The organism is Nocardia brasiliensis ATCC 700358 (assembly GCF_000250675.2).
Classification (GTDB): Bacteria; Actinomycetota; Actinomycetes; order Mycobacteriales; family Mycobacteriaceae; genus Nocardia; species Nocardia brasiliensis_B.
In genome coordinates this window covers 2191374-2217343 of sequence record NC_018681.1, presented here as the reverse complement: position 1 = coordinate 2217343, position 25970 = coordinate 2191374, and the positions used below count along the sequence as shown (strand labels likewise).

28 protein-coding genes are annotated in these 25970 nt (G+C 68.6%); 8 read left to right on the top strand and 20 right to left on the bottom strand.

Going from position 1 to position 25970, the window contains the following annotated elements; translation table 11 throughout:
* Positions 1–27 precede the first annotated feature (27 nt).
* Entirely contained in the window at positions 28–459 is a 432-nt protein-coding gene (locus O3I_RS09895; RefSeq protein WP_014982768.1) for a hypothetical protein, read from the top strand.
* A gap of 45 nt (positions 460–504) precedes the next feature.
* On the opposite strand, the gene O3I_RS09890 is transcribed toward O3I_RS09895, so the two are convergent.
* The 7 genes from O3I_RS09890 to recO form a co-directional block, all read right to left on the bottom strand.
* Positions 505–1110: a response regulator transcription factor gene (locus O3I_RS09890; RefSeq protein WP_014982767.1), complete on the bottom strand. Its 606-nt coding sequence runs from the start codon at positions 1108–1110 to the stop codon at positions 505–507.
* Between the two features lie 72 nt (positions 1111–1182).
* Positions 1183–2364 (bottom strand): sensor histidine kinase, encoded by a 1182-nt coding sequence (locus O3I_RS09885; protein ID WP_014982766.1) that lies wholly within the window; start codon positions 2362–2364, stop codon positions 1183–1185.
* Positions 2365–2552: 188 nt separating this feature from the next.
* A complete protein-coding gene (locus O3I_RS09880) occupies positions 2553–3338 on the bottom strand; it encodes an ABC transporter permease (RefSeq protein WP_014982765.1) in 786 nt (261 codons plus the stop codon).
* Between the two features lies 1 nt (position 3339).
* The gene (locus O3I_RS09875) at positions 3340–4305 is read right to left on the bottom strand and encodes an ABC transporter ATP-binding protein (RefSeq protein ID WP_014982764.1); all 966 of its coding nucleotides are present in this window, start codon (positions 4303–4305) and stop codon (positions 3340–3342) included.
* A gap of 115 nt (positions 4306–4420) precedes the next feature.
* Positions 4421–4831, bottom strand: a complete 411-nt coding sequence (locus tag O3I_RS09870; RefSeq protein WP_041563599.1) for a YbjN domain-containing protein — start codon at positions 4829–4831, stop codon at positions 4421–4423.
* Positions 4832–4845: 14 nt separating this feature from the next.
* The gene (locus O3I_RS09865; RefSeq protein ID WP_424769579.1) at positions 4846–5664 is read right to left on the bottom strand and encodes an isoprenyl transferase; all 819 of its coding nucleotides are present in this window, start codon (positions 5662–5664) and stop codon (positions 4846–4848) included.
* A gap of 66 nt (positions 5665–5730) precedes the next feature.
* Positions 5731–6483 (bottom strand): DNA repair protein RecO, encoded by a 753-nt coding sequence (recO, locus tag O3I_RS09860; RefSeq protein ID WP_014982761.1) that lies wholly within the window; start codon positions 6481–6483, stop codon positions 5731–5733.
* A gap of 167 nt (positions 6484–6650) precedes the next feature.
* Between recO and O3I_RS09855 the strand changes: the two genes are divergently transcribed.
* The gene (locus O3I_RS09855) at positions 6651–7031 is read left to right on the top strand and encodes a DUF1870 family protein (protein ID WP_014982760.1); all 381 of its coding nucleotides are present in this window, start codon (positions 6651–6653) and stop codon (positions 7029–7031) included.
* Positions 7032–7083: 52 nt separating this feature from the next.
* On the opposite strand, the gene O3I_RS09850 is transcribed toward O3I_RS09855, so the two are convergent.
* Entirely contained in the window at positions 7084–7683 is a 600-nt protein-coding gene (locus O3I_RS09850; RefSeq protein ID WP_014982759.1) for a TetR/AcrR family transcriptional regulator, read from the bottom strand.
* Entirely contained in the window at positions 7670–8536 is an 867-nt protein-coding gene (locus tag O3I_RS09845) for an alpha/beta fold hydrolase (RefSeq protein ID WP_014982758.1), read from the bottom strand. Before O3I_RS09845 ends, O3I_RS09850 begins: the two co-directional genes overlap by 14 nt.
* A 233-nt stretch (positions 8537–8769) precedes the next feature.
* Here O3I_RS09845 and O3I_RS09840 point away from each other — a divergent pair, with 233 nt between their 5' ends.
* A complete protein-coding gene (locus O3I_RS09840; RefSeq protein WP_014982757.1) occupies positions 8770–10215 on the top strand; it encodes an amidase in 1446 nt (481 codons plus the stop codon).
* A gap of 153 nt (positions 10216–10368) precedes the next feature.
* Positions 10369–11133 carry a hypothetical protein gene (locus O3I_RS09835; RefSeq protein WP_041562522.1) on the top strand — a complete coding sequence of 255 codons (765 nt, stop codon included), beginning with the start codon at positions 10369–10371 and terminating at the stop codon, positions 11131–11133.
* Between the two features lie 13 nt (positions 11134–11146).
* Here the strand turns inward: O3I_RS09835 and O3I_RS42520 are convergent, their stop codons facing one another.
* The gene (locus tag O3I_RS42520) at positions 11147–11632 is read right to left on the bottom strand and encodes a phospholipase A2 (protein WP_051066543.1); all 486 of its coding nucleotides are present in this window, start codon (positions 11630–11632) and stop codon (positions 11147–11149) included.
* A gap of 306 nt (positions 11633–11938) precedes the next feature.
* On the opposite strand from O3I_RS42520, the gene O3I_RS09825 reads away from it, so the two are divergent.
* Entirely contained in the window at positions 11939–12754 is an 816-nt protein-coding gene (locus O3I_RS09825; RefSeq protein ID WP_141691963.1) for a lysozyme, read from the top strand.
* A gap of 6 nt (positions 12755–12760) precedes the next feature.
* Here O3I_RS09825 and era read toward each other — a convergent pair whose 3' ends face one another.
* From era to O3I_RS09795, 6 genes are all read right to left on the bottom strand, one after another.
* Entirely contained in the window at positions 12761–13678 is a 918-nt protein-coding gene (gene era / locus O3I_RS09820) for a GTPase Era (RefSeq protein WP_014982753.1), read from the bottom strand.
* Positions 13671–14051, bottom strand: a complete 381-nt coding sequence (locus tag O3I_RS09815) for a cytidine deaminase (protein ID WP_014982752.1) — start codon at positions 14049–14051, stop codon at positions 13671–13673. The genes era and O3I_RS09815 overlap by 8 nt, the downstream gene beginning before the upstream one ends.
* On the bottom strand, positions 14048–15409 hold the full coding sequence (locus O3I_RS09810; protein WP_014982751.1) for a hemolysin family protein: 1362 nt from the start codon (positions 15407–15409) through the stop codon (positions 14048–14050). Before O3I_RS09810 ends, O3I_RS09815 begins: the two co-directional genes overlap by 4 nt.
* Positions 15406–15960: an rRNA maturation RNase YbeY gene (ybeY, locus tag O3I_RS09805; RefSeq protein ID WP_014982750.1), complete on the bottom strand. Its 555-nt coding sequence runs from the start codon at positions 15958–15960 to the stop codon at positions 15406–15408. Before ybeY ends, O3I_RS09810 begins: the two co-directional genes overlap by 4 nt.
* 74 nt (positions 15961–16034) lie before the next feature.
* Positions 16035–17096 carry a PhoH family protein gene (locus tag O3I_RS09800; protein ID WP_041563596.1) on the bottom strand — a complete coding sequence of 354 codons (1062 nt, stop codon included), beginning with the start codon at positions 17094–17096 and terminating at the stop codon, positions 16035–16037.
* A 159-nt stretch (positions 17097–17255) separates the two neighbouring features.
* Positions 17256–18191, bottom strand: coding sequence for a LysR family transcriptional regulator (locus O3I_RS09795; RefSeq protein WP_014982748.1), 936 nt, complete (start codon positions 18189–18191; stop codon positions 17256–17258).
* A gap of 148 nt (positions 18192–18339) precedes the next feature.
* On the opposite strand from O3I_RS09795, the gene O3I_RS09790 reads away from it, so the two are divergent.
* Positions 18340–19581 carry an MFS transporter gene (locus tag O3I_RS09790; RefSeq protein ID WP_014982747.1) on the top strand — a complete coding sequence of 414 codons (1242 nt, stop codon included), beginning with the start codon at positions 18340–18342 and terminating at the stop codon, positions 19579–19581.
* A 9-nt stretch (positions 19582–19590) separates the two neighbouring features.
* On the opposite strand, the gene O3I_RS09785 is transcribed toward O3I_RS09790, so the two are convergent.
* The 3 genes from O3I_RS09785 to hrcA form a co-directional block, all read right to left on the bottom strand.
* A complete protein-coding gene (locus O3I_RS09785; RefSeq protein ID WP_014982746.1) occupies positions 19591–20340 on the bottom strand; it encodes a 16S rRNA (uracil(1498)-N(3))-methyltransferase in 750 nt (249 codons plus the stop codon).
* A complete protein-coding gene (dnaJ, locus tag O3I_RS09780; RefSeq protein WP_014982745.1) occupies positions 20341–21495 on the bottom strand; it encodes a molecular chaperone DnaJ in 1155 nt (384 codons plus the stop codon). It lies immediately after the preceding gene.
* A 137-nt stretch (positions 21496–21632) separates the two neighbouring features.
* Positions 21633–22664, bottom strand: a complete 1032-nt coding sequence (gene hrcA, locus O3I_RS09775; protein WP_014982744.1) for a heat-inducible transcriptional repressor HrcA — start codon at positions 22662–22664, stop codon at positions 21633–21635.
* 289 nt (positions 22665–22953) lie between these two features.
* Between hrcA and O3I_RS09770 the strand changes: the two genes are divergently transcribed.
* Together O3I_RS09770 and O3I_RS09765 are read left to right on the top strand one after the other, a co-directional pair.
* A complete protein-coding gene (locus O3I_RS09770; RefSeq protein WP_014982743.1) occupies positions 22954–23460 on the top strand; it encodes a YbaB/EbfC family nucleoid-associated protein in 507 nt (168 codons plus the stop codon).
* Entirely contained in the window at positions 23457–23771 is a 315-nt protein-coding gene (locus tag O3I_RS09765; protein ID WP_014982742.1) for a WXG100 family type VII secretion target, read from the top strand. The genes O3I_RS09770 and O3I_RS09765 overlap by 4 nt, the downstream gene beginning before the upstream one ends.
* Here O3I_RS09765 and O3I_RS46255 read toward each other — a convergent pair.
* The gene (locus tag O3I_RS46255; RefSeq protein ID WP_041562520.1) at positions 23732–24688 is read right to left on the bottom strand and encodes a hypothetical protein; all 957 of its coding nucleotides are present in this window, start codon (positions 24686–24688) and stop codon (positions 23732–23734) included. The two genes, O3I_RS09765 and O3I_RS46255, sit on opposite strands and share 40 nt — an antisense overlap.
* Positions 24689–25970: the final 1282 nt, after the last annotated feature.

Below are 25970 nucleotides of genomic sequence, written 5' to 3'. Positions count from 1 at the left end.
ATTCGTTGTCGGAAGGAAGAATTTGTCGTGATCTTCTCGACCAAAACCGCCGCCGCGGTTACGGCGTTCGGTGCGGTGACCGCCGCGCTCGCGCTCGCCGCGCCCAGCGCGAGCGCCTCGGTGTCCCGGATCGAGGTCTCGCCCGGGCTGAGCTTCGGTAGCTCGGGCGCGTCGCTAGGCGCCGGCTGCTCCTACACGGTCACGGCCACCGCGAAGCCGGGCGCCACGGTCGTGTTCCTCGACGAGGTCGACGGTGCGCGCACCGACACCACGTTCAAGCCGGTCGGTCCGGTCGCGGACGCGTCGGGCAAGGCCAGCACGGTGTGGACGCCGGCCAAGAAGGGCGAGCACAAGATCTGGGCCGCCGAGTACGTGCAGGGCGAGGCCTACACCCTCACCACGGTGACCGTCGCGGGCTCCGGCATCGGCGCGGGCCCCGCCTGCGTCGTGCTGGGATAGTCGCCTGCACCCGCGGCGAAGCCGTCCGGACGCGGCGACAGCCGCTCAGAGCCAGCCGAGTCGCTCGGCGGCGCGGACGGCTTCGGCGCGGGTGGTGCTGCCGGTCTTGCCGATGGCGGCCGAAAGATGGTTGCGGACCGTGCCTTCGGACAGATGCAGCTTCTTCGCGATGGCCCCCGCCGTGGCCCCGTCGGCCGCGGCGGCGAGGACTTCGCGCTCCCGTTCGGTGAGCGGCGACGTACCCGCCGTGAGCGTTTCGGCCGCGAGCGCCGGATCCACCACTCGCAGACCCAACTGCACCCGGCGCACGGCATCGGCGAGTTCCCTTGCCGGAGTGTCCTTCACGACGAAGCCGTCGGCGCCCGCGTCGATCGCGCGACGCAGATAACCGGGCCTGCCGAAGGTCGTCACCATGAGAATCCGCACGCCGGGGTGTGCGGCATGGATCTGCGCCGCCACGGCGATCCCGTCCATGCCCGGCATCTCCACATCCAGCAGCACCACATCGGGATTCGCGCGGCCGACGGCCTCGAGCACCTCGTCACCGCGCCCCACCTCGCCGACCACCTCCAGGTCGGACTCCAGTCCGAGCAGCGCGGCGAGTGCGCCGCGAACCAGCGCCTGGTCGTCGGCCAGTAGCAGCCGGATCATCGGTCCCACTTCCTGTTTCGCAAGGGCGCGGGGCGAACCGCGCTCGGATCGTTCGTCGGTAGGGGTAATGCCTCAGCCGGGCACGCTGGCGCAGACACGCAAACCCCCTCCTTCCGGGGTGGTGAGGGTCAACGTGCCGCCCGCCGCGCGCACGCGCTCACGCAGGCCGGTCAGCCCCGAACCGGAGCCCGCGACCGCGTCGAGGCCGCGGCCGTCGTCGACCACCTCGATGCTGGTGGCGCTCACCCGCACCGCGCAGTGCCGGGCGGCGCTGTGCCGGATCACGTTGGTCACCGCTTCGCGCAGCACCCAGCCGAACAGCTCGCCGTGCGCCGGATCGGGCACGTCGCCGGGGAGGTCCGCGACGATATCGGCGGCGGCCAATGCCGTTCTCGCATTGGCCAGTTCGCCGCGCAACGACACCTCACGGAGGCCGCCGACGGTCTCCCGCACGCCGGCCAGCGCCTCCCGCGCGAGGCGTTCGATATCGGCCATCTCGGTCCGTGCCCGCGCCAGATCGACATCGATGAGCCGCTGTGCCAGTTCGGTTTTCACCGTGATCACGGTCAGCGAATGGCCCAGGATGTCGTGCACGTCGCGGGCCACCCGGTTGCGTTCCTCCACCAGGTCGAGTTCCGCCCGCTGCCTGCGGTTCAGCTCGGCCAATCGCTCGCCGCGCAGGCCGAGCTGCCGGGCCAGCCAGATCCCCACCGGAATGAAGGCCAGGTAGAACGGCATGTCGGCCAGCTGCGACCGGGGCGCGACGATCGGCACGAGCAGCAGCGCGACCATCACCACGAGCACCACGTAACCGGATTCCCGCAGCGGCAGATGGAAGATCGCGACCACCGCGACATACAGCGCGGTCGGCAAGGCGGCCCCGCCGAGGGTCGCCACCAAAGCGACGTGCAAGACGACCAGCAGGGCGAGCACCACCCAGATGCGCTGATCGATCGGCTGATCCACCATCAGGTCGCGGGGACCGGTACGCCGGAACACCAGGAACGAGCCGACGATCAGCGCGGCGAAGCCGAACAGGAACAGGGCGGCCAGCGCGGCGTCGCCTTCCTCGCCGCGCGACCAGCGCTGCACGATCGGCGGCACCAGCCAGACCAGCCAGATCACGGCGATGAATACCCCGAACCAGCCGCGGCGCCGGCCGTTCACCGAGAACGACTGGTCCTCCAGGGCGCGATCGATGAGCCCGGACAGGCCCACCGCCCGCAGGGCGCGCAGCCGGGTGTTCAGTCCCATGCCACGCCTCCGGCCTGCGCCGGGCGGCCGAGAGCGCTGCGGAAATGGTGGACGATCACGAGGACTGACGGTACCGAACCCGTGCCTGGCCCCAGCACGCGCCGAATGTCACATGGCGTCATCTCGACCTTTCCGTGCGGCCGGCCGCGACGCGGTCGCCCACCCCTCGACGGGCGACCGCGGGCAGCTCAACGCGCAGTGTCGCGGCGGAACAGAAACGCCGACCCGCCGATGAACAGCGCCGCCCACACCACCACGTTCAGCACGCCCAACGCGATCGAGCCGGCGCTGCTGTCGCCGAACGGAATTCGGGACAGCGTCGCGACGCCGTTGGTCGGGAACACCCGGGAGACGGTGTCGAACCACCCGTGCAGCGGGATGAACAGCCCGCCCGCGAACGACAGCACGGCGAGCACCGGGCCGAGCAACTGCATCACGTTCTCCGAAGGCAGCAGGTAGCCGACGAACAGCCCGAACGCCGCGAAGACCAGCGAGGTGAGCCAAGCGAGCAGGAAGCAGCTCACCCAGGCGACCGGGGTGAGGTGCGCGCCGAGCGCCCCGCCGACCACGAAGACCGCGGTCACCGACACCAGCCCGAGCACCATCGCGACCGCGACCTTGGTGGCGATGTAGGCGACGGGACGCAGTGGCGTGAGCCGCAATTGGCGACTCCACCCCTGGGCGCGTTCGATCGCCACCATGGCGCCCCCGCTGGTGGTGGCCAGCATCGCGCCGTACACGGCCATCGACACCATCACGTAGCCGGTCACGTTGCCGGAGCCGTAGGACTGCGTCCGGAAATCGGCTTGCAGACCGAAGATCACGAAGAACAGCGGCGGAATGAGCAGGGTGAAGATCATCGTGCGCCGGTTGCGCAGCATGCGGCGCAGCTCCACCCGCAGGAAGCCGAGGCTGAACCCGCCCAGCGGGGTCGGCCGGCGGGCGGAAACCGGTTCGGCGGCAAGGGTTGTCATCTCAGTTCTCTCCGGTGGTCAGCGCGAGGAAGGCGGATTCGAGGTTGTGCGAGGTGATTTCGAGATCGACGGCCGTGGTCTCGGTGAGCAGGTAGCGGGCCACCGCATCGGAATCACTGGTGTGCACGACGATTCGGTCACCGCGCGACTCCACGTCATCGACGCCGGGCAGCGCGAGCAGCTCCGGCGGCACGGCACCGGCAAGCGTGGCACTCACCGCGCGGCCCGAAGCCAGATTCTTGATCTCGGCGGCACTGCCGTCGGCGACCACCTTGCCCGCCCGGACGAGCACGATCCGATCGGCGTACGCGTCGGCCTCGTCCAGGTAGTGGGTGGCGAACACGACGGTGCGGCCGCGCTCGGAGTCCTCTCGCATCGCGTTCCAGAAGTCCCGGCGCCCTTCGACATCCATGCCGGTGGTGGGTTCGTCGAGCACGATCAGATCCGGGTTCGGCAGCAGCGCCAGCGCGAACCGCAGCCGCTGTCGTTGCCCGCCCGAGCATTTGCCGACCAGCCGGCCCGCGATCTCGGTGATACCCGCCCGCGCGAGCACCTCGTCGACCGGTCGCGCGCCCGAGTACAGGGTCGCGACCAGCCGCACCGTCTCGGCGACGGTCAGATCGGGCAGCAACCCGCCGGATTGCAGCACCGCCGAGATCCGGCCCACCGCAAGCGCTTCCGCCGGGGTACCGCCGAACACCGCGACGCTGCCCGCGTCCGGGGAGGCCAAGCCGAGCACCATGTCTAGGGTGGTGGTCTTGCCCGCCCCGTTCGGCCCGAGGAAGGCGACGATCTCGCCGGGTTCGATCACGAGATCCAGCCCGTCCACGGCCTGCACCGCGCCGCCACCGGGTAGCGCGAAGCTCTTACGCAGGTCGCGCAGTTCGATCGCGGGCGCAGCCGAACGCGGTTTCGTGGAACCGCCGGCCGTTGCGCGGACGGCGCCGGTCGTCAGTGCTGATGTCATGCCTCAACACTCGCGCACCGAGGCGCGCACAGCCCCACATGACTGTCACGTGTCGCGCATGACAGTTGTCATGGGTGCGCGGACAACTCGCATACCGGACGGACCGGGCGCGAACTCAGGGCACCAGACCCTGGCGGGCCTTACCCGCGCCGGAGAGCACGAGCACCAGCATGGTGGCGAGGGCCTGATCGTCCAGGCCCGCGGCGGGGAAGGTGTAGCGCAGGATGATGTCGGCGAGCTTGTCGTGCCCGATCACGGTGAGCGAACCGAACTGCAGGGCGTTGTTCCGCTCGGCGACCCGCTTGTGCAGTTGCGCGTTCAGCGGCCGATCCCAGGCCAGCACGCAGGTCAACGTCAGCACATCGAGGCCGGGGGCCAGGCTGACCGCCCGCAACGAGCACAGCGCGCCCTCGTATTCGAAGCCGATCGAGCCCTCGGGATCGACGCGCACGTCGATGTCGTAGTACGACAGGGAGGCGCCCGCGCGCGCCTGCAGCTCCTGTTCCGGAGTCACCGATGATTCCATGCCTGTGCCGCCGTTCACTTGGTGCCGCCGAAGCGCCGATCACGCGAAGCGTACTCGAGGCAGGCGGCCCACAGGTTGCGCCGGTCGAAATCGGGGAAAAGGGTGTCCTGATAGACGAATTCGGCGTAGGCGGACTGCCAGATGAGGAAGTTCGAACTGCGGAATTCCCCGGAGGGGCGCAGGAACAGGTCGACGTCGGGCATATCCGGTTCGTCCAGGAATCGCGCCACCGTCGCCTCGGTGACCTTCTCCGGATCGATCTCCCCCGCCGCCACCCGGCGCGCGATTTCCCTTGCCGCGTCGGCGATTTCGGCGCGTCCACCGTAGTTGACGCACATCGTCAGGGTCATCACCGTGTTGTGCTTGGTCATCTCTTCGGCGACCTCGAGCTCATTGATCACGCTGCGCCACAGCCGGGGCCGCCGGCCCGCCCAGCGCACCCGCACGCCCATCTCGTTCATCTCGTCGCGCCGGCGCCGGATCACATCCCGGTTGAAGCCCATCAGAAAGCGCACCTCGTCGGGGCTGCGCCGCCAGTTCTCGGTGGAGAAGGCGTACGCCGAGAGCCACTTCACGCCCATTTCGATACAACCCTCGACGGTGTCCATCAGCACCGCCTCACCGCGCTCGTGCCCCGCGGTGCGCGGCAGCCCGCGCTCCTGGGCCCAGCGGCCGTTGCCGTCCATCACCAGCGCGACGTGGTTCGGCACCAGCTCAGCCGGGATAGCCGGCGGACGCGCCCCCGACGGGTGCTGCGAGGGCGGGCGAACGGTGCTGGTCGCGACCGACCCCGCGGGGTTCGGCCGGGTCGCGGTGGAGGAGTCTCGGCGCAGGATCACGGCCCCTATCCTGCCTGATGGATGTGGAGACCCTGTGACGGTCTCCGTCCAGGCCCCTGATCAGGCGGGCGAGCCCACCGCCCTGGACCGCTCGATCAGCGGCAACGTGCGCAACTGCCGCTCCAGATGCCATTGCAGATGCGCGGCGACCAAGCCGCTGGCCTGCCTGCGCACCCCCTCGGGCACCGCCTCGACGTACTCCCATTCCCCGCGCAGCAACGCCACCAGCAGATCGAGTACACCCTGCGCCGGCGTCGCCGCGCCGGGCGGACGGCAGTGCACGCACACCGCGCCACCCGCCGCGACATGGAAGGCCCGATGCGGACCGGGGGTCGCGCATTTGGCGCATTCGTCCAGCGCGGGCGCCCAGCCCGCGAAACCCATGGCGCGCAACAGGTACGCGTCCAGGATCAGCTCGTGCGGTCGCTGTTTGGCCGCGATGGCGCGCAGCGCGCTCGCGGTGAGCGCGTGCAGCCGCGGCGCGGGCGCGCGCTCCTCACCGGCCAGCCGTTCCGCGGTCTCCAGCACCGCGCAGGCCGTGGTGTAGCGCCCGTAGTCGTCGATGATGTCGGCGGCGAACGCCTCCACCGTGTGCACCTGGGTCACCACGTCCAGCGTGCGACCGGGATGCAACTGCACGTCGATGTAGGCGAACGGCTCCAGCCTGGCCCCGAACTTCGATTTGGTTCGGCGCACCCCCTTGGCCACGGCACGCACCAAACCGTGCTGGCGCGTCAGCAACGTGACGATGCGGTCCGCCTCGCCCAGCTTGTGCTGGCGTACCACCACCGCCACATCCCGATACAAACGCACGCCTCATCCTCCCATGAACACCCGACAGCCCTCGGCAGGCGCGCACCCCTATACCGGTCCGGCGCCAGTAGGGGTTGATCGACCAGTCCCGGCGAATCCGCCATTACCGCTCGTTGCGCTGACCTATTCTTTTCCTCTACCGCACTGTTGGGGAGGGGTTTTCACAGTTGGACGACCTACTTGGCACCGGAACCGCCGCGGGTTTCCGGGCCACTCGAGAATTACTCGGCCTGCCGGTGCCATGGTGCGCCCGGCTCTTCGCCGTGGCCGAGCGCACCGTGGAGCGCTGGGAGAAGGGCGCGTTCCAGATCCCGGACACGGTCGCGCGTGAGCTCGCCGAAATCGCCGACGAGACCGAGCAGGTCGTCGACGCGATGGTCGACGCCATCGGGGCGGGTGAGATCTCGCCGCGCCTGCACACCTACCGGACCAACGACGACTACTGCAGGCACGAGCCGGGCACCCGCTACCCCGCCACCTGGCATCGCGCCGTCTGCGCCCGGGTGATGGCGGAGTTGCCGCAGGTCGAGCTGCAGTTCGTGGAGTAGCTCGGCGCGATCGGGCGTTGCGCCGGCCCGGCAATGCGCTCGAGCTGATTCGTCACTTCCGCAGCAGGCCGAAGATCAGCAGCAGCACCGACTGCTGCGCTTCGGTGCGGGCGGCGTCGGGGTCGTCCGCGTGCGCGACGATCAACGCCGCCTCGCTCAGCGCGCTGAGCACGAGTTGACTCAGCACTCGCACCGGCGCGTCCGCGATCAACCCGGCGGCGCGAGCGCGCTCCAACTGCGCGGTGATCAGGCCGAGACCATGCCTGCTCTCGAATTCGCGCCAGGCCTGCCAGCCCAGCACCGCGGGCGCGTCGGTGAGCGCGATCCGCAGCATGGGCGGGCGTTGGCAGATCTCCAGGAAGAGACCGAGGCCGACCGCCATCGCGGCCATCACATCGTCGGAATCGACTGCGCCGATGGCGGATTCGATCTCCGCGGTGCTCTCGATCTCGATCTGCTCCAGCACCGCGAGGAACAGACCGCGTTTGTCGCCGTAGTGGTGATGCAGCGCACCGCGGGTGACCCCGGCCTCGGTGACCAGCTCTTCCGCCGAGGTCGCCGCGAAGCCGCGCTCGGTGAACAGGCGACGTCCGGCCTGTTCGAGCGCGGCCCTGGTGGTGCGGGAGCGATCCTCCTGGCTACGGCGTGGCATGCAGCCGAGTGAACTCCAGGATCGCTGCGGTGAGCAACTCGGGCTGGTCCTCCGGCAGGAGGGTGTAAGCGTCGTCGACGACCTGCAACGTCGCGTGCGGCAGGTCGCGGGCCAGGCGTTCGGCGAACGAGAGCGGGAAAACCCGGTCCTCGCGCGCCCACACCAGCAGCACCGGAACCTCGACCCCCGCGAAATGTTTCGCGGCTTCCAGCGTGTACTTGCGGCGCGCGGTCTTCAGGAACCGCCGCAGGTCTCGCCGCACCCCGCCGGACCTGCGGCTCGGCAACACATACGAATCGACGACCTCCCGCGGCGGCAGCCGCTTGACCACTAGGCCGAATGCCAGCGGCGTGCGGTGCAGCGCCCGGATCCGCAGGGCTTCCAGCAGCGGCCGCAGCGAACCCGGCACCCACCCCAGCCAGCCCAGTGCGGTGAACGGCGCGGGCAGGAAACTCTCGTAGCTGTCGACCGCGGCCAGCACCACCCGTCCGATCCGCGCCGGATGCCGGGTCATCAGCACCTGGGTGATCGCGCCGCCGGTGTCGTTGGCGACGATCGTGACGTCGGTGAGGTCGAGCCGCTCCAGGAAGGCGGCGATGAGGTCGGCCACCCCGGTCGGCGTGAGATCCGCGTCGGGCACCGGAATCGAATGCGCGCCGAGCGGCCAATCCGGGGCCAGGCAGCGGTAGCCGGCCGCAGCGATGCCCGGCACCACGTTGCGCCACAGATCCGCGTTGACGAGCAGGCCGTGCACGAAGACGACGGGCGGCCCCTCCCCCGTGTCGTGGTACCGGATGCGGCCGCCGGGCAGATCGATCTCGTGCGTCCGGCCGAGTGCGGTGCTGGTTGCCATCGTCTTCCTCCATCGAGTCGCGGTGCCATCACCTTTACATACATACCGTATGTATGTCTAGAGCCTGGTTGACCACAGCCTCCGCGCCCGCACGGGGTTCTCAAGAGAGGCAAGGGAACTCGGCCCGCCCTCGTTCACCCGGACAGGACCGCGCAGCCCGAGACAGCAGGCGGACTAGTCGCTTGTCCAGGTTCGCGTTACGGTTCTTCCACCGCCGACGAGACGGAGCTCACATGACCGCTACCGATCCCACCCGGCCACCCGCCGAACCGCTGACGGGCGACATGGGGCTGACCGATCTCGCGGCTGCGATCGCCGACGGCACGATCAGCTCGGCCGCCGCCGTGGGTGCCGCGCTCGACCGGATCGACGCCGCGCAGTCGACGCTCAATGCATTCCGGATCGTGCGGCGTACACACGCGCTGGCCGAGGCCGCCGCAGCCGACGCCCGGCTCGCGGCAGGTGAGCGACTGCCACTGCTCGGCGTGCCGGTCGCGGTGAAGGACGACACCGATATCGCAGGCGAGCCCACCGCGTTCGGTTGCGGCGGCACCTTCCCGCCGAAAACCGAAGACGCCGAATCGGTTCGGCGGCTGCGCGCCGCGGGCGCGGTGATCGTCGGCAAGACCAACACCTGCGAACTCGGCCAGCTGCCGTTCACCAGCGCCGCCGCCTTCGGCCACACCCGGAATCCGTGGGCCGCCGACCGCACGCCCGGCGGTTCCTCCGGCGGCTCGGCGGCCGCCGTCGCGGCCGGATTGGTGCCCGCCGCACTGGGTTCCGACGGCGCGGGCTCCATCCGCATCCCCGCCGCGTGGACCAATCTCGTCGGCATCAAACCGCAGCGCGGCCGCATCTCCACCTGGCCGCACGCCGAAGCCTTCTACGGTCTCACCGTGAACGGCCCGCTGGCCCGGACCGTCGCCGACGCCGCACTGCTGCTCGACGTGGCCGCGGGACCGCATTCCGGCGACCGGCACACGCCCGCACCGATCTCGGCCACCGACGCCGTGGGACGCGATCCCGGGCGGCTGCGCATCGCGCTCTCGCTGCGAATTCCGTTCACCGCCACCAGAACTACGCTCGACCCGCAGATCGCGGCGGCGGTCCGCGGCATCGGCGACACGTTGCGCACGCTCGGCCACACCGTCACCGTCGCCGATCTGCACTACGGGCTGCTGATCGGTGCGTCCTTCCTGCCGCGTTCCATGGCGGGCATCCGCGCGGTGCACCAGAACATGCCCGGCGCCGAAGTCGATCCGCGCACCATCGCCAACACTCGCTTCGGCAGACTGCTCGGCGGTCCGGCCCTGTTCGCCGCGCGCCAGGCAGAACCTTTGCTGCACAAGCGAATCGGCAGCTTCTTCCAGAACTACGACCTGGTCCTCGCCCCCACCACCGCAACCCCGGCACCATTCGCCGAAGACATCGACGGCATCGGCGTCCACGCCACCAACAACCTGATCACCGCCGCCTGCCCCTACACCTGGCCGTGGAACGTCCTCGGCTGGCCGAGCGTGAACGTCCCCGCCGGCTTCACCGACACGGGCCTCCCGATCGGCGCGCAACTGATGGGCACCGCCGATACCGAGCCCCTCCTGATCTCCGTTGCCGCACAACTGGAATCGGAGCTGCACTGGGAGCGTGCGCGACCTGAACCGTGGTGGACAGCCGCCTGAGCCTGAGGTAGCGCGGCCGGCGCCGAGATTCCGAGGCGTGTCGCACCGGTCTCATACTCGACTGCCGATATCGTGGAGCGTCTGCTACCGAGTTCGGCCACCACACCGTTTTTCTCCGGGCATCGAGATGCCCGTCCGTCCTGCAAACAATCGTTGGATCAGGAGGAGCGGTATATGAAAGCGATATTCTCGGCCCGGGTGAGCGTCCTACCGCTGGCCGTCATGGCGTGTGTGGGCCTGCTCGCTATGGCGCCGGATGACGGGCAGACCGGCGCCGGCAGCCAGCCGAATATCGCGCTGGCCGGCGACGACGATATGGAAAGCGACGACGACTCGCCCGGCGCGAAAATCACCGACCAGCAGCTGCACGCGCTCGGACTCTGCACCGCCGCCGAGGAAGCGGCCGAGCAGGGCCACGGCGCCACATGCGCAGGCAAGCGCGACATGAGTGCGCTCGCCCGCTACAAAGCCATTCCGTTACCGCTCGCCAGCGAAGCACGGCTCAGCCTCGCCACACCGTTCGAAATGAAGAGCGCGATGGGGGTCGATGAAGCAACTCGCGCAGCCATGTTCTCCGGACTCGCACCCGAGGACGCCGCGGAAGCCGCCGCGTTGGATGCGTGTGGCTTCTTCGCCGCCAAGGGCGGCGGCGTCTGCGACAAGTACCTCGACACAGATTGTGCGGCGCAGGAGAACAATCGCGGCTTCTGCTTGATACGCGCGGGCTACGGCATACCCGGACCACATGACGACCAGAACCTCTCTGCAGCCGATATGGCCGTGAAGGACGCGGCGGTGCACGCCTTGCGTGCCGCACGCAGTGCACGGGTCTCCGATTCGGTGCCGCTCGCCGTCGCCGCGGATAAAGCGGAAGCCGCCGCGGTGTTGCAGTGGCAGGCCGCCGGCTGGGCGATGTAGTCGAGCGCCGCGCTCAATCCAGGTGGGTGACGGTTACTGCGGCCCAGTAGATTTCGGCGGTGGCTTTGCAGGTTTGTAAGGCGGTGCCGGAGGTGCCGTAGGCGTAGATGCAGTTGGTGATCATGTCGGTGCGGAGGGCGGAGTTGCAGGCGGTGTAGTTGGTGCCCGCGGCGTCGGCGCGGTCGTAGCACATGTCGTGGCGGGCGCAGGGGCCGCGGAAGTCGGCGGCGAAGTAGCTATCGGGGGCGGAGGTGCAGTAGTCGTGCCGGGCGACAGGTTTGAGTTTCGTGTTGTACACATAGTCGCTGGGCACTCCGACGAACGCCGATGCCATCGAACGCGACTGCGGGACAGGTTCGCCCGGGTACACCTTGGAAGCCGCTTCGGCGGCGGGGTCGAGCGGGTATTCGGGAGTCGGGGTCGCGGCCGCGTAGCCGGAGGTCAGGAGCAGCGCGGCGGGAAAGGTCAGACAGACGAGAGCCACATCACGGATCCTCATGCCGAGTACCTGACACCGCGCGCATTGCCGGAGCCGACCGATTCGACCAATGGCGTGTTAACCGCACCTTAAATACCTTTCACACCACGACACCGAACCGAATTCCAAACCGCGCCCAGCGCACGACAATTCACCGATTACGGGCAATTCGGCGAAAATCCACGCCGCCCCAGATTCGTTCCAGTGGCCCTCTATCGGCCCGGCTTAGCGTCACGACCGCCTCCGCGATTGCGGCCTACCGCAAACATATTCGGGCGAGGCCGCGCCACCTCCATGTCGAATCGGTGAACTACAGAGGGGATATCGGTGAATCTCAACAGAAGACGCACACTGTCGGCCGCCTTGTTCGCGGGCCTGGCCACCCTGCTCGTGCTCGCCCCCGCCACCGCGGACCCGGCGCCGACCGAACAGGGCGACGACCACACGCTGGGCTCGCAGATCGTGGTGCACGAAGGGGCCGGCGCCGGGGATCCCAGCCAGGAGCGGTCGTTGTCGGCGGGGTCGGTGGAGGGTATCGACGTGTCCCGTTACCAAGGCGACGTCGACTGGAAGAGCCATTGGGACAACGGGATTCGCTTCGCCTATATCAAGGCGAGCGAAAGCACCAACGTCACCAACCCGTACTTCGCCTCCCAGTACAACGGATCCTACAAGCAGGGTTTGATCCGCGGCGCCTACCATTTCGCCATCCCGAGCAGCTCCAGCGGAGCCAGCCAAGCGGACTACTTCATCGCGCACGGCGGCGGCTGGTCGCGTGACGGCAAGACGCTGCCGGGCGCGCTCGACCTCGAATACAACCCGTACGACAAGAACAACCAGTGCTACAGCAAGTCGCAGAGCGCGATGGCGTCCTGGATCCACGATTTCAGCAATCGCTATCACGGCACCACCGGACGGTGGCCGGTGATCTACACCTCCACCAGTTGGTGGAACCTCTGCGTCGGCACCGCAGGCGATTACAGCGCGAACAGCCCCCTGTGGGTGGCCCGCTACAACTCGACCGTGGGCGCGCTGCCGTTCAATTGGCGGGTGTACAGCTTCTGGCAGTACACCTCGACCCCGCTGGACAAGAACCGCTTCAACGGCGATCTGTCCCAGTTGCAGGCGATCGCCAACGGCTGATCGAACCTAGAACCCCAAGCGGCCCAGCTGTTTCGGGTCGCGCTGCCAATCCTTGGCGACCTTCACATGCAGGTTGAGATAGATCCGGGTGCCGAGGATGTGCTCGATCTGCTTGCGCGCGTTGGTGCCGACCTCCTTGAGCCGAGCCCCGCCCTTGCCGATGATGATCGACTTCTGGCTGGGGCGTTCGACATAGAGGATCGCGTGCACGTCGAGCATGTCCTCGCGCTCCTCGTACGGCAGGATCTCCTCGATCACCACGGCGAGCGAGTGCGGCAGCTCGTCGCGGACTCCTTCGAGCGCCGCCTCGCGGATGAGCTCGGCCATGAGGGTTTCCTCCGGCTCGTCGGTGAGCTCACCGTCGGGGTAGAACGCCGGTCCCTCCGGCATTTTCGCGGCGATGACGTCGACGAGCACCTCTACCTGCTCGTTCTTCACCGCCGACACGGGCACCACATCGGCGTCCGGGCCGAGCAGTTGCGAGAGCGCGAGCAGTTGCTCGGCGATCTGGTCCCGGCCCACCTTGTCGATCTTGGTGACGACCCCGAGCACCGTCGTCTTCGGCGCCATCTGCTTGATCTGCTGCACGATCCAGCGGTCGCCCGGGCCGATCTTCTCGTCCGCGGGCACGCAGAGCGCGATCAGGTCGACTTCCGAATACGTATCGCGCACAAGGTCGTTCAACCGCTGACCGAGCAGGGTGCGGGGCCGGTGCAAGCCCGGCGTGTCGACCAGGATCAGTTGTGCGTGCTCGCGGTGCACGATGCCGCGAATGGTGTGCCGGGTGGTCTGCGGCCGCGACGAGGTGATCGCGATCTTCTGCCCGACCAGCGCATTGGTCAGGGTCGACTTGCCGGTGTTCGGCCTGCCGACGAAACAGACGAACCCGGAACGGAATTCGCCCGCGCCCTTGGCGTCAGCCACCGCGCACCTCGCCGGCGGGCTGGGCGTCGACCGCGAGTTCCGCGTCGTCGACGATCTCGAAGACAGCGCCGTCCCGGTCGGTGAAGATGATCTTGGCGTCCGGCGACACCTCACGCACCGCGGTGACGCCGTAGTCGGACAGTCGTCCGCTGACCACCACGGCCGCCTCGAAACCCTCTGCGCCGCTGGAGATCGCGGCCGCCACCGCCGCCTGGAGCGCGGTCAGGCGCAACGCGGTCAGGCCCACCTCGCCCGCCGCGTAGGTGCGGCCGTCGGTGTCCCGGATCGCCGCGCCGCTGGCGCCGCCGGTGCGCCCCATCGCACCGCGCGCCAGCACGAGCAGCTTGTTGTCCTCGGGATCCAGTTCGGTCATTCGGAGTCTCCGTCCTCATGTCGACCGGCCGGGTTGTCCCGATCCGATCCGTTGCCCTTGCGTTTGCCGTTCGACTTCTCGTCGCCGTCCGCGTTCTGCGATTTGTCCGTCGCCTTGCGCACCACCACGGTGTGCACCCGCACCCGCCCGCGCGTATCGGCGCCACCCTCGCCGCGCAGCACCAACCCGTGCACCTCGACCTTGGAGCCGGGCAACGGCACGCGGCCGAGCTCGTGCGCCAGCAGGCCGCCGACGGTGTCGACGTCCTCGTCTTCGATATCGAGCCCGTACAGCTCGCCGAGGTCCTCGACCGGCAGCCGCGCGGACACGCGATAGCGGCCGTCCCCCAGGTCTTCGATGGGCGGCGTCTCGTCGGTGTCGTATTCGTCGGCGATCTCGCCGACGATCTCCTCGAGCACGTCCTCGATGGTCACCAGGCCGGCGATGCCACCGTATTCGTCGACCAGCAGCGCCATATGGTTACGCCTGCGCTGCATTTCGTCGAGCAGGCTGTCCAGCGGCTTGGAGTCCGGCATGAACACCGCGGGCCGCATCACCTCGCGCACCAGCACCTTGCGGCCCCGTTCCGCGTACGGCACAAGGTCTTTCAGGTAGACGACGCCGAGAATGTCGTCGACGTTCTCGCCGATCACCGGAATCCGGGAGTGTCCCGAGCGCACCGCGAGCGACATCGCCTGCGCCGCAGTCTTGTCCGCCTCGATCCACACCATCTCGGTGCGCGGCACCATCACCGCGCGGGCCGCGGTGTCGCCGAGTTCGAAGACGGACTGGATCATCCGGCGTTCGTCGTCGGCCACCACGCCGCGCTCGCTGGCCATCTCGACCACTTCGCGCAGTTCGATCTCGGACGCGAAGGGGCCGTTGCGAAATCCCTTACCGGGGGTGATCGCGTTACCGAGCAGGATGAGCAGCCGGCTGAGCGGGCCGAGCAGCGCGCCGATGAACTGCAGCGGCAGCGCCGACGCCAACGCGATCGAGTAGGCGTGCTGGCGGCCGAGGGTACGCGGCCCCACCCCGATCACCACATACGACACCAGCACCATGACGATCGCGGTGACCAGCAGCGCCCAGTCGTCGGCCCAGACGGCGAGCAAGCCGGCGGCGAGCAGCACGGTGGCGCCGATTTCGCACAGAATGCGCAGCAGCACCATGAGATTCACGTAGCGGGCGCGGTCGGCGACGATACGGCTGAGCCGCACCGCGCCGGGCCGATCGGCCCGCACCATATCGTCGACCCGCGCCGGTGAGATGGTGTTCAGCGCCGAATCGACGCCCGCGAACACCCCGCCCACTGGGACGAGCAGGACGGCGAGCAGGATCAGGGTCAGCGAATTCACGCGGGTCCCAGTGCGTCACCCGGTGTGGTGAAGCCCGCCTTCCCCAGCAACCTGGCGTCCCGGGCGGCGAGTTCGGCGCGCCGCTGCGCTTCGCGCAGGCTCTCGTACCACTCCTCGAGCAGCCGGGCCTGCAGCGCGAACATTTCCTTCTCCTCCTCCGGCTCGGCGTGGTCGTAGCCGAGCAGGTGAAGCACGCCGTGCACCGTGAGCAACGCGAGTTCGTGGTCCAGCGAGTGCCCGGCCTTGCGGGCCTGGCCCGCCGCGAACTCGGGGCACAGCACGATGTCGCCGAGCATGGACGGACCGGGCTCGGGGCTGTCCGGGCGCCCGCCCGGCTCGAGCTCGTCCATCGGGAAGGACATCACGTCGGTGGGCCCGGGCAGGTCCATCCAGCGCATGTGCAGGTCGGCCATGGTGTCGAGATCGACGAGCACCATGGACAGTTCCGCGGCCGGGTGCACGTCCATCCGGGTGATCACGAAGCGCGCGACACTGACCAGATCTTCTTCGGGTACGTCGATACCCGACTCGTTGGCGATCTCGATGCTCACCCGGTCAGCCTAATGCCGCAGGTCGACACCCGATGCCGTTGGGTGTCGACCGAACGACCGACATGCGGCGCATATCAGCGCCGATCGCCTCGACTCGCCGCTCTGCGCTGTGCCCGGTTGCCCGGGTAGTGCGGGCCGACCTGCGGCCTGGCCTCCGCCTCGGCCCGGTCGTAAGCGTCGACGATGTCCGCGACCAGCCGGTGCCGGACCACGTCGCTGCTGGTGAGTTGCGCGAAGTGGATGTCCTCGATATCGGTCAGGATCTCGCTGGCCGCCCGGAGCCCGGAGCGGGCACCGGTGGGCAGATCGACCTGGCTGACGTCACCGGTCACCACGATCTTCGAGCCGAACCCGAGCCGGGTGAGGAACATCTTCATCTGTTCGGCCGTGGTGTTCTGCGCCTCGTCGAGCACGATGAACGAGTCGTTCAGCGTGCGACCACGCATGTACGCCAGCGGCGCGACCTCGATCACCCCGGCCGCCATCAGCTTCGGAATGGCCTCGGGATCCATCATGTCGTGCAGCGCGTCGTAGAGCGGGCGCAGGTACGGATCGATCTTCTCGTTGAGCGTGCCCGGCAGGAAGCCGAGCCGCTCCCCCGCTTCCACCGCGGGGCGGGTGAGGATGATCCGGGTGACCTGCTTGGTCTGCAGCGCCTGCACGGCCTTGGCCATCGCCAGATACGTCTTACCGGTACCGGCCGGACCGATGCCGAACACGATGGTGTTGGCGTCGATCGCGTCGACGTAGCGCTTCTGGTTCAGGGTCTTCGGCCGGACGGTCTTGCCGCGCCGGGACAGGATGTCCAGGCTGAGCACCTCGGCCGGGGAGTCCGAAGAGCCTTCCGTGAGCATCGAAACGGTGTGCCGCACCGCCTCCGGGGTCACCACTCGGTTCCGGCCGGTGAGCGCGACGAGCTGTTCGATCACTCGCTCGGCGAGCGCGACATCGGCCGCTTTGCCGGTCAGGGTGACGGAATTGCCACGGACATGGATGTCCGCGTCGAGCAACTCTTCGAGTTCACGCAGATTCTGGTCGGCCGAACCGAGGAACGGGAACACGGATTCGGGAGCGAGTTCGATACTGGAACGCACGGTACGTGCTGCGGGCCCCGAGCCGCTGTCTTCGGCACCGATTCCGGCTGCGGAGGTTGTCGGGTCGCCGATCTCGCCTTGTGTTCTCAAAAGTGGCTATAGCCTGCTTTCCGGTCTCGACGTGCTGCTGTGTTGAGGAAAGTTTAACGCGCCCCACCGACACCGCCCAGTGAATAAGCCGCTAACGGAAGGACCAGGTGATCACGGGATTCCCCGTCGCCGCTGCGCCCAATCCTCGGTGAAATCACGAAACCGTCGCGCCGCGCCGGAGGCCGGTGTCGCGGCCGACCACACCAACCCGACCTCGCGGGTCGCGCCGGCGTCCGCGAGCGGGATCAGCACCGGGCCGGCCAGACGCGCCTCCGGTTTCGCACCGGCCACCCGCGGCGCGTTCGCCGGGCCCGGATCCTCCTCGGGCAGCACCCCGACCCCGAGACCCGCGGCGACCAGGCCCGCGACCGTGACCAGGTCGCTGGCCTCGAACGAGATCCGCGGCCGCAGGTCGGCGGCCGCGCTCAACTGATCGACGATGCGGCGCATGCCGTAACCGGGATGCATGGTGATGAAGTCCTCGTCCGAGACCTCGTCCAGGCGCACCTGCCTGCGGCCCACGAGCCGGTGGTCGGCGGGCACGGCCAGCGCGAGCCGCTGCCGCAGCAGCCCGCGCCAGCCGATGCCGGACATGGTCGGGCGGGGCGAGACGATGCCGAGATCCGAAGTCCCGCTGAGGACATCGTCGTTCACCATTTCCGCGGGTCCCTGTCGCAGCGCGAAAGTTATCCGGGCCGAACCGCGCCGGAATTCGCCGACCAGTTGCGGCACCAGCCAACCACCGAAGGAATGCAGAAAAGACAGGCGCACAACACCATTGGCGGGACTGTTCAAATCGGCGATGGACTTGGCCGCGGTGTCGAGTTCGGATTGCGCCCGCCGGGCCTGCTCGTAATAGATGCGACCGAACTCGTTGAGCACGATGCGTTTGCCGCGGCGATCGAAGAGTTCGACGCCGAGCCGGCGTTCCAGCCTGCCGAGCATGCGCGACAGCGTCGGCTGCGTGAGGTGCAGACGCTCGGCCGCCGCGCCGACCCGTTCCAGTTCGGCGAGCGTGATGAACCACTCCAGATCCTCGCCCAGCATCTGCCACGCCTTCCTTAGTGATGAGTGTCACACCCCGCCGCAGGACCGCTACCTGCGCAAAGTGCCCTCGCTATATGCACTGTGCGCATGAACTCCGTCATTATTATTCATTTCCCTTCGGAAAGGTCGAGGGGAGATCCTGAAACCCATGACCCTGACGAAGACCCGGCCCGTCGCCGGGGGCCGCACCACGCATGAACGCCGGATCGCCGCCGCGCTGTTCGCGGCGGGGCTGGCCACCTTCGCGACCATGTACAGCGCACAGGCCCTGCTACCCAGCCTGTCCGAGGCCTTCGATGCGACGCCCGCCCATGCGGCGCTTGCGGTTTCGCTCACCACCGGGATGCTCGCGCTGGCCATCATCCCGGTGAGCGCGCTGTCCTCGCGGATCGGGCGCACCAGGGTGATGACGGTCTCGGCGGTGACGTCGGCGGTGATCGGGCTGCTACTGCCGTTCAGTCCGTCGCTCGAGGTACTGCTGACCGGGCGGGCGCTGCAAGGCCTGACCCTGGCCGGGGTGCCGGCCGTGGCGATGGCCTACCTGGCCGAGGAGATCGGCGCCGCGGGACTCGGTGCGGCGATGGGCGTCTATATCGCGGGCACCAGCATGGGCGGGCTGGCCGGTCGGGTGATTCCGGCGTTCACGCTCGGCCTGGGTTCGTGGCGCTGGGCCGAGGCCACCATCTCGGTCGCGGCAGCGGCATGCACCGTGTGGTTCGTCCGCAGTCTGCCGCCCTCCCGCGGTTTCGTCGCCCGGCCGGCCGGAATCCGCACGGTGCTGGGCGATCTCGCCGTCCAGCTGCGCCACCGCGGACTACTCGCGCTGTTCGGGCTGGCCCTGGTGCTCGTCGGCACCTTCGTCTCGCTCTACAACTTCCTCGGCTATCGACTGACCCAGCCGCCCTTTGAATTGCCCGATGCGGTAGCGGGTTTGGTGTTTCTGCTCTATCTCGCGGGCACCGCGGTCGCGACCGTCGCCGGGCGGCTCGCCGATCGCGTCGGCCGGCACCGCGTGCTCGCGGGCACGGTCGTGCTCATGGGACTCGGATTGGCCCTGACCATTCCGGACAACCTGGTGGTGCTCATTCTCGGCATGTCCCTGTGCACCGCAGGGTTTTTCGGGGCGCATACGGTCGCCAGCGCCTGGGTCGGCGCCATGGCGTCGGGTAATCGCGGCGCGGCTTCGTCGCTATACCTGTTCTCGTTCTACGTGGGCAGCGCCGTCGTCGGCGGCGCGGGCGGTGTCGCCTACACCCACTACGGCTGGGCCGGTCTCACCGTAGGCGTCGCCGTGCTGCTGCTCATCGCGTTGATCCTGGTGTGCACCTTGGCGATCCACAGTTCGGCGCGGATGCCCGCGCGGCCGGCCGAAGCCGAACCGACCGCGTGACGCAGCTCCCTAGCTCGCGCCCCAGCGAGGGGTCAAAGCGCCCAGCGCGCCGAGTGCCACCGCGGCGGCGGTCGACGTGCGCAGCACCGTGGGGCCGAGCAGCACGATATCCGCGCCCGCCGCGGTACAGGCGGCGAGTTCGGTCTCGTCGAGACCGCCTTCGGGCCCAACTATCAGCACCACTTCGGGGACGCCGTCGAACGGCAACGCGGTGAAACGGGCGGCGCCCGATTCGTGCAGCGCCGCGACGATCGCGCCGTCCGCCTCGGCTTTCCGGATCAGCTCGAGCACATCGCGGGTGCGATGCAGCTCGGTGACCTCGGGGATGTAGGCGCGCCGGGACTGTCGCGCAGCCGAGCGCGCCGCAGCCCGCCATTTCTCGACGGCCTTGCCCGCCTTGCCTTCCCAGTTCGCGACGCAACGCGCGGCCTGCCACGGCACGATCGCGTCGGCACCGGCCTCGGTCATCAATTCGACCGCCAGCTCCGAACGATCGGACTTCGGCAACGCCTGCACCACCGTCACCCGCGGCGTCACCGGTGCTGCCACCGCGCGGTTCAGCACCCGCAGCTCCAGCCGGTCACGTTGGGCCGCAACCACTTCCGATTCGGCAAGGACACCGCGGCCGTCCGACAGGGTGATCGGCTCACCGACCCGGATGCGGCGCACCGTCGCGGCGTGCCTGCCCTCCGGGCCGTCGAGCACGGCGAGGGCGCCCGGCTCGGGCACCTCGTCGAGGTAGAAGACCGTCGCAGCCAATCAGCGCCCGCTGAACGAGGCCCGCAGCCGGGCGAACAGCCCGCTGTTGTGCTCGGACTGCGTCGACATGACCTCGGCGCGCTCGTTCGGGCGGGTGCCCTTGTACTTGCGCAGCAGGTCGGTCTGCTTGCTGTCCAGCTTGCTCGGGATGACGATGTCCAGGTGCGCGAGCAGGTCACCGCGCGCGCCGGAGCGCAGCCGCGGCATACCGTGGCCGCGCAGCACCGAGACCTCGCCGGGCTGAGTGCCGGGCGCGATGGTCAGTTCGGTCGGGCCGTCGAGGATGGTGTCGATCACCACGGTGGTGCCCAGCGTGGCGTCGACCATCGGCACGCGGATGGTGCAGTGCAGGTCGTCGCCGTCGCGGACGAACACGTCGTGCGGCTGTTCGACGATCTCCACGTACAGATCGCCCGCGTGCCCGCCGCCGGGACCGACCTCGCCCTGCGCGGCCAAGCGCACCCGCATACCGTTCGCCACGCCCGCCGGGATCGGCGCCGCGATCTCCCGTCGCGCGCGCACCCGGCCGTCGCCGCCACACTTGTGGCACGGATCGGGGATTGTCTCGCCGGCACCGCGGCAGGTCGGGCACGGGCGCGACGTGAGCACCTGGCCCAGGAACGAGCGCTGCACGGACTGCACTTCGCCTGCGCCACCGCAGGTTTCGCAACGCACCGGCTTCGACTTGCCGTTGGTGCCCGCGCCGGTACACACGTCGCAGAGGATCGCGGTGTCGACGGTCAGGTGCTTGGTCACGCCGACCGCGCACTCGGCCAGGCTCAACCGGGTCCGCAGCAGCGAATCCGCGCCCGGCTGTACCCGCCCGCGCGGCTTGCGCGTGCCACCCGAGGCACCGCTCATGCCACCGAAGAACGCCTCGAACACATCGCCGAGCCCGCCGAAACCGGCGCCCGAGAAGCCCGCGCCGCCACCGCCGGCTTCCAGCGGGTCGCCGCCCATGTCGACGACGCGCCGCTTCTCCGGATCCGACAGCACCTCGTAGGCGGCCGACACTTCTTTGAACCTGGCCTGCGCCACCTCGTCGGGGTTGACGTCGGGGTGGAGCTCGCGAGCCAGCTTGCGATAGGCGCGCTTGATCTCCTGGTCGGTCGCGTTCTTCGCGACGCCGAGCAGTCCGTAGTAGTCCCGTGCCACTTGAGTTCTCTAGTCCTTGGTCGTTCTCGACAGTGCCCGACGGTACTTTCACCGTGCCAACCGCATGCCCAGCATTAGTCGGATGCACTCAACTTTATCCGCCCGAAGGTTCGAGGGTAGCAGCGGCATCGGAGCCGTCAGCGTTCGGCGAGGACCTCACCGATATAGCGGGCGACGGCCGCGACCGAAGCGATCGTGCCCGGGTAGTCCATCCGCGTGGGACCGAGCACACCCATGCCGCCCAGAATGGTGCTCGCCGTGCCGTAGCCCGTCGACACCACCGAGGTGCCGCGCATCTGCTCGACCTGCGTCTCCTCGCCGATCCGCACGGTCACGGTGCCGGGCTGCTGCGCGGCCGCGAGCAGTTTGAGCACAATCACCTGTTCTTCGAGCGCCTCGAGCACGTCACGCAGCGAGCCCGGGAACCCGAAGTCCGCCGCGTTGCGGGTCAGGTTCGCCGTGCCGCCGAGCACCAGACGTTCCTCCGGATGCTCCACCAGCGTCTCCACCAGCACCGTCGACACCCGGATCAGTACGTCCCGCAGACGCAGCGGCGCCCGCTCGGGCAACTCCGCCACCGCGGCCGACGCCGCGGCCAGCCGCTTGCCGTCCATCGCCCCGCCGAGCATGCCGCGCAACGCGGCCAAGTCCTCGTCATCGATCAACGCGCCCAACTCCACCAGACGCTGATCGACCCGCCCCGTGTCGGTGATCACCACGAGCAACAGCCGCGCCGGATTCAACGCGACCACCTCGATATGCCGCACCGTAGACACCGACACCGACGGATACTGCACCACCGCGACCTGCCTGGTCAGCTGCGCCAGCAGCCGCACCCCGCGACGCAGCACATCGTCCAGATCGACGCCCGACTCCAGGAACTCCATGATCGCCCGGCGCTCCGCGCCCGACAGCGGCTTCACCTCCGCGATCCGGTCCACGAACTGCCGATAGCCCTTGTCCGTCGGAATCCGGCCCGAGCTGGTGTGCGGCTGCGTGATGTAGCCCTCCGCCTCCAGCACCGCCATATCGTTGCGCACCGTCGCACTGGAAACGCCCAGATTGTGCCGCTCGACCAGGCTCTTCGACCCGATCGGCTCCTTCGTCGCCACGTAGTCCGCGACGATCGCGCGTAGGACCTCGAAGCGCCTGTCCTCGGTGCTCGACATGGCCCCACCTCCTCGCTTCGTCCTCGGGCACGCCACCGACAACCCGATCCCATCGCACAACACCCTGTGCATCCCGGTCCGTCTGGTTAACCAGTCTAATTGCCTATACCCGATTCGCCCCGCTCGCACACCGGGGGCCGGTGCGGGGGCGACGCGCCTGCAGAGACACGGGAACGGCTTGCCTGTACCGAGTCGCGGTGATGAAATCTGAAACTCGGTGGAACCGATCGTCGGTCCGGCGCGTCTGTGTTGAGTAACGGATCGAATCTCGAATCAGGGGGGTAGACCGGTGGATGACGGACGCCGCGACGACGCGCGCACACGCAATGACGAACTACGTGACCAGATCGATTCCCTACTGGGCACTTTCGAGCAGCAGCAACGAGATCTGGCCGAAGCGCAGTCCACGCTGGCGGCCACCACGGTGACGGCGTGGTCCTCGGACAATCTGGTTCGTGTGGTGAGCAACGCCGCGGGAGTTCCCACCGAGGTCCACGTCGAACCCACCGCGTTCAAGCGGTCCACCCCGGCGAAATTGGGCCAGTCCATTACGGAGGCGGTCCAGGCCGCCGCACGACAAGCGCTGGCAGCGACGCAGCAGGCGATAGCTCCGATGCAGCAGGCCGCCGCCGGCCTTCCCGATCTGTCCGATCTCGTTCCGGGCGCACCGAGTATTCGTCACCTGGTCGACACGATGTTTCCAGAGCCCGCCATCGCGCCGCAGGAGCCGCCCGCGCCGCCGGAAGACGAGGACGAGTACTACCGCAACCGGTCCTATCTGCAGGACCGCCCGTGACGAACTTCCGTGTCGACCCGGACGCCCTGCGCGCGACGCGCACCGAATTCGTCAGTGTCGCCGACCAGATCACCAGTGCCGCACAGAAACTGCGCCAAGTGATCGAGGCCGAGGGTGAGTGCTGGGGGTCCGACAAAATCGGCCAGAGTTTTGCCAAGAACTACACCCCCGGTGTGCCGAAGGCCCTCGCGGGCGTCGACGGCCTCGGCAAGGCGATGAGCACGCTCGGCGACAAGATGGTCGCGACCGCGAACGAACTGCAGAACCGCGATCAGATCAACGCGGCCCAGCTGAACCAGAACAACCCCTGATGGGCATCGAGATCCCGGAATCCCTGCAGTGGGTCGCCAAATGGATTGTCGGTGCGGGTGATTGGCCGCAGGGCGATGAGACCGCGATGTGGCGCGTGTCCGACGCGTGGTCGGCGATGTCGTCGGCACTCAACGAAATCGACGACGAGGCCGCACATGCGGTCGGGCAGGCGTTGGCAGCCATCGATGGCCAAACCCACGAGGCCATCGCGGCGTACTGGGACCAGCTGACCGGTCAGAAAGGCGCTTGGACGAGCCTGGTCAAATATCTCGACTCGCTCGCCGATCAAATCGGCGACGGCGCAGCCGATATCGAGCAGACCAAACTCGTCATCATCGGCACGATGGTCATCTTCGCGATCGAGATGGCCCCACTGCTGGCCACCGCCTGGACCGGGATCAGTGCTGCGGGCGCGGTCGCTCTGCGAGTGGCCACCCAGATCACCATTCGCATGGCGATCAAGCAGCTGATCGCTCGAATGCTCACCCGTGCCGCCGCCAAGGCCGCCGCTCGCGCCGCGCTGCACGGCGCCATCTTCGAAGCCATCGAAGAGGGTGGATTGGAGATCGGTACCAAAATTCTGCAGGTCGGCATCGGCCACCGCGACGAGATCACCATGCAGGATGTGAAGGACGCCGGTGTGGCGGCGGCCGCAGGTGCCGCGGGCGGTGCGGTGGGTGCCGGCCTCGGCAACGGGGGGTTGCTCTCCGGTGCGGCCGATATCGCGTCCAGTCGGCTCGGCCGCGCCACCGTGGCCGCGACAACCGAGGCGACCACGGGTATCGCGGGCGAAATAGCGGGTGCCGCGACAGCTGCCGCACTCACCGACCAACCGTTCAATCTCACCCTCGACAGCATCACTTCCTCTGCGGCCCAGGGTGTTCCGGCCGGTGTCCACGCGGCGGGCAACCACCACTCCGATACCGATGCGCCCACGCCCGATCCGAGTATCGAAGACCTGGGCAACACTCCGCCCGCCCCGAGCACTCAGCAATCCGAAGGCACGCAGCCCGCCGCACAAGCTGAACCGAGCGAAACGCAGAGCGCTCCCTCGCCGGACAGCACGACGCCTGCGGCCGCCAACCCCGCCGCGGACACCACGTCTCCGGCGAACTCCGCTGATACGAACCAGGCACCCACGCCTGAACACAACGAATCCACGAGCGCGGCGCCGTCCGAAAACGCTGGTACCCGAACCGATCCGACCGCACCAGCCACCTCGGAGACGGAGGCGCCCACTGAATCGGCGACGAATCCGCTGTCGCAAAACCCGTCCGTCACCGACGGGGTCGCACCCGCCGAATCCGGCATCGCCACGGACAACCCGGCCAGTCACCAGGATTCGAGTCCATCCACGCCGAGTACTGGCGCTGGTCCCGATACTGCCGCCTCCGCGGGGATTTCGAGTACCGCAGACTCGCCGCAAGCAGCGGCGCCGACGTCCGAGCAGCTCTCCTCAACCCAGCACCCCGGCACGACGCCTGATTCGCCTGCTGGGCAACAGGTCTCAGCTCAAAGCCCTGAGCCGGCGACAGCCGATTCGCCTGTGGGTCAACCGACGCAGGCGACCACTTCGCCGACGGACAATGTTCCGGCGCCGGCAACACCCGGACCATCTCCAGATCGGTTCGAATCGTCGACAACGGCCCTGCCGCTGTCGGACACGGCCGCTTCGGCACCGCACCAGGCCGAAAGTTCGACCAACGCCACTGCTCCCGTCTCCACTACCACCGCGTCCGCTCCGACCATCAGCCCACCGTCGACCTACGCGCCCGCTGCCGACTCCGGGCATCGCGCGACAGTGCCCACGACCGATGCAGCGGCTCCCACGCAGTCCGCGAATCCCGCACAGGCGGCCAATCCGACACAAGCACCGGCGAGCCCGGCACCGGCGGCGACTGGTCCAGCGCCAGGACCTCGTGTTGTCGCGCCTCCCCTCGCTCCTCTCGGCCCCACCAGCTCTGGGCCGACGAACCTGATCTCCGACCCCGCACGCAGTCCCCGCACAACGCAGGCACCGCTGTCCTACGAGCCGGCTCGTCCATCGGATCCCGCTCGCCCTCAGCCGAACCCTGCGCCGCCGGACTCGGCACGCACGACACCGACGAGCCCGAGCACCGCGGATCCGAGCCGTGCGGTACCGAACAGTCCCACCGCTACGCCGAGCACACAACGTCCGCCCGCGGTCGAGCAGGCGC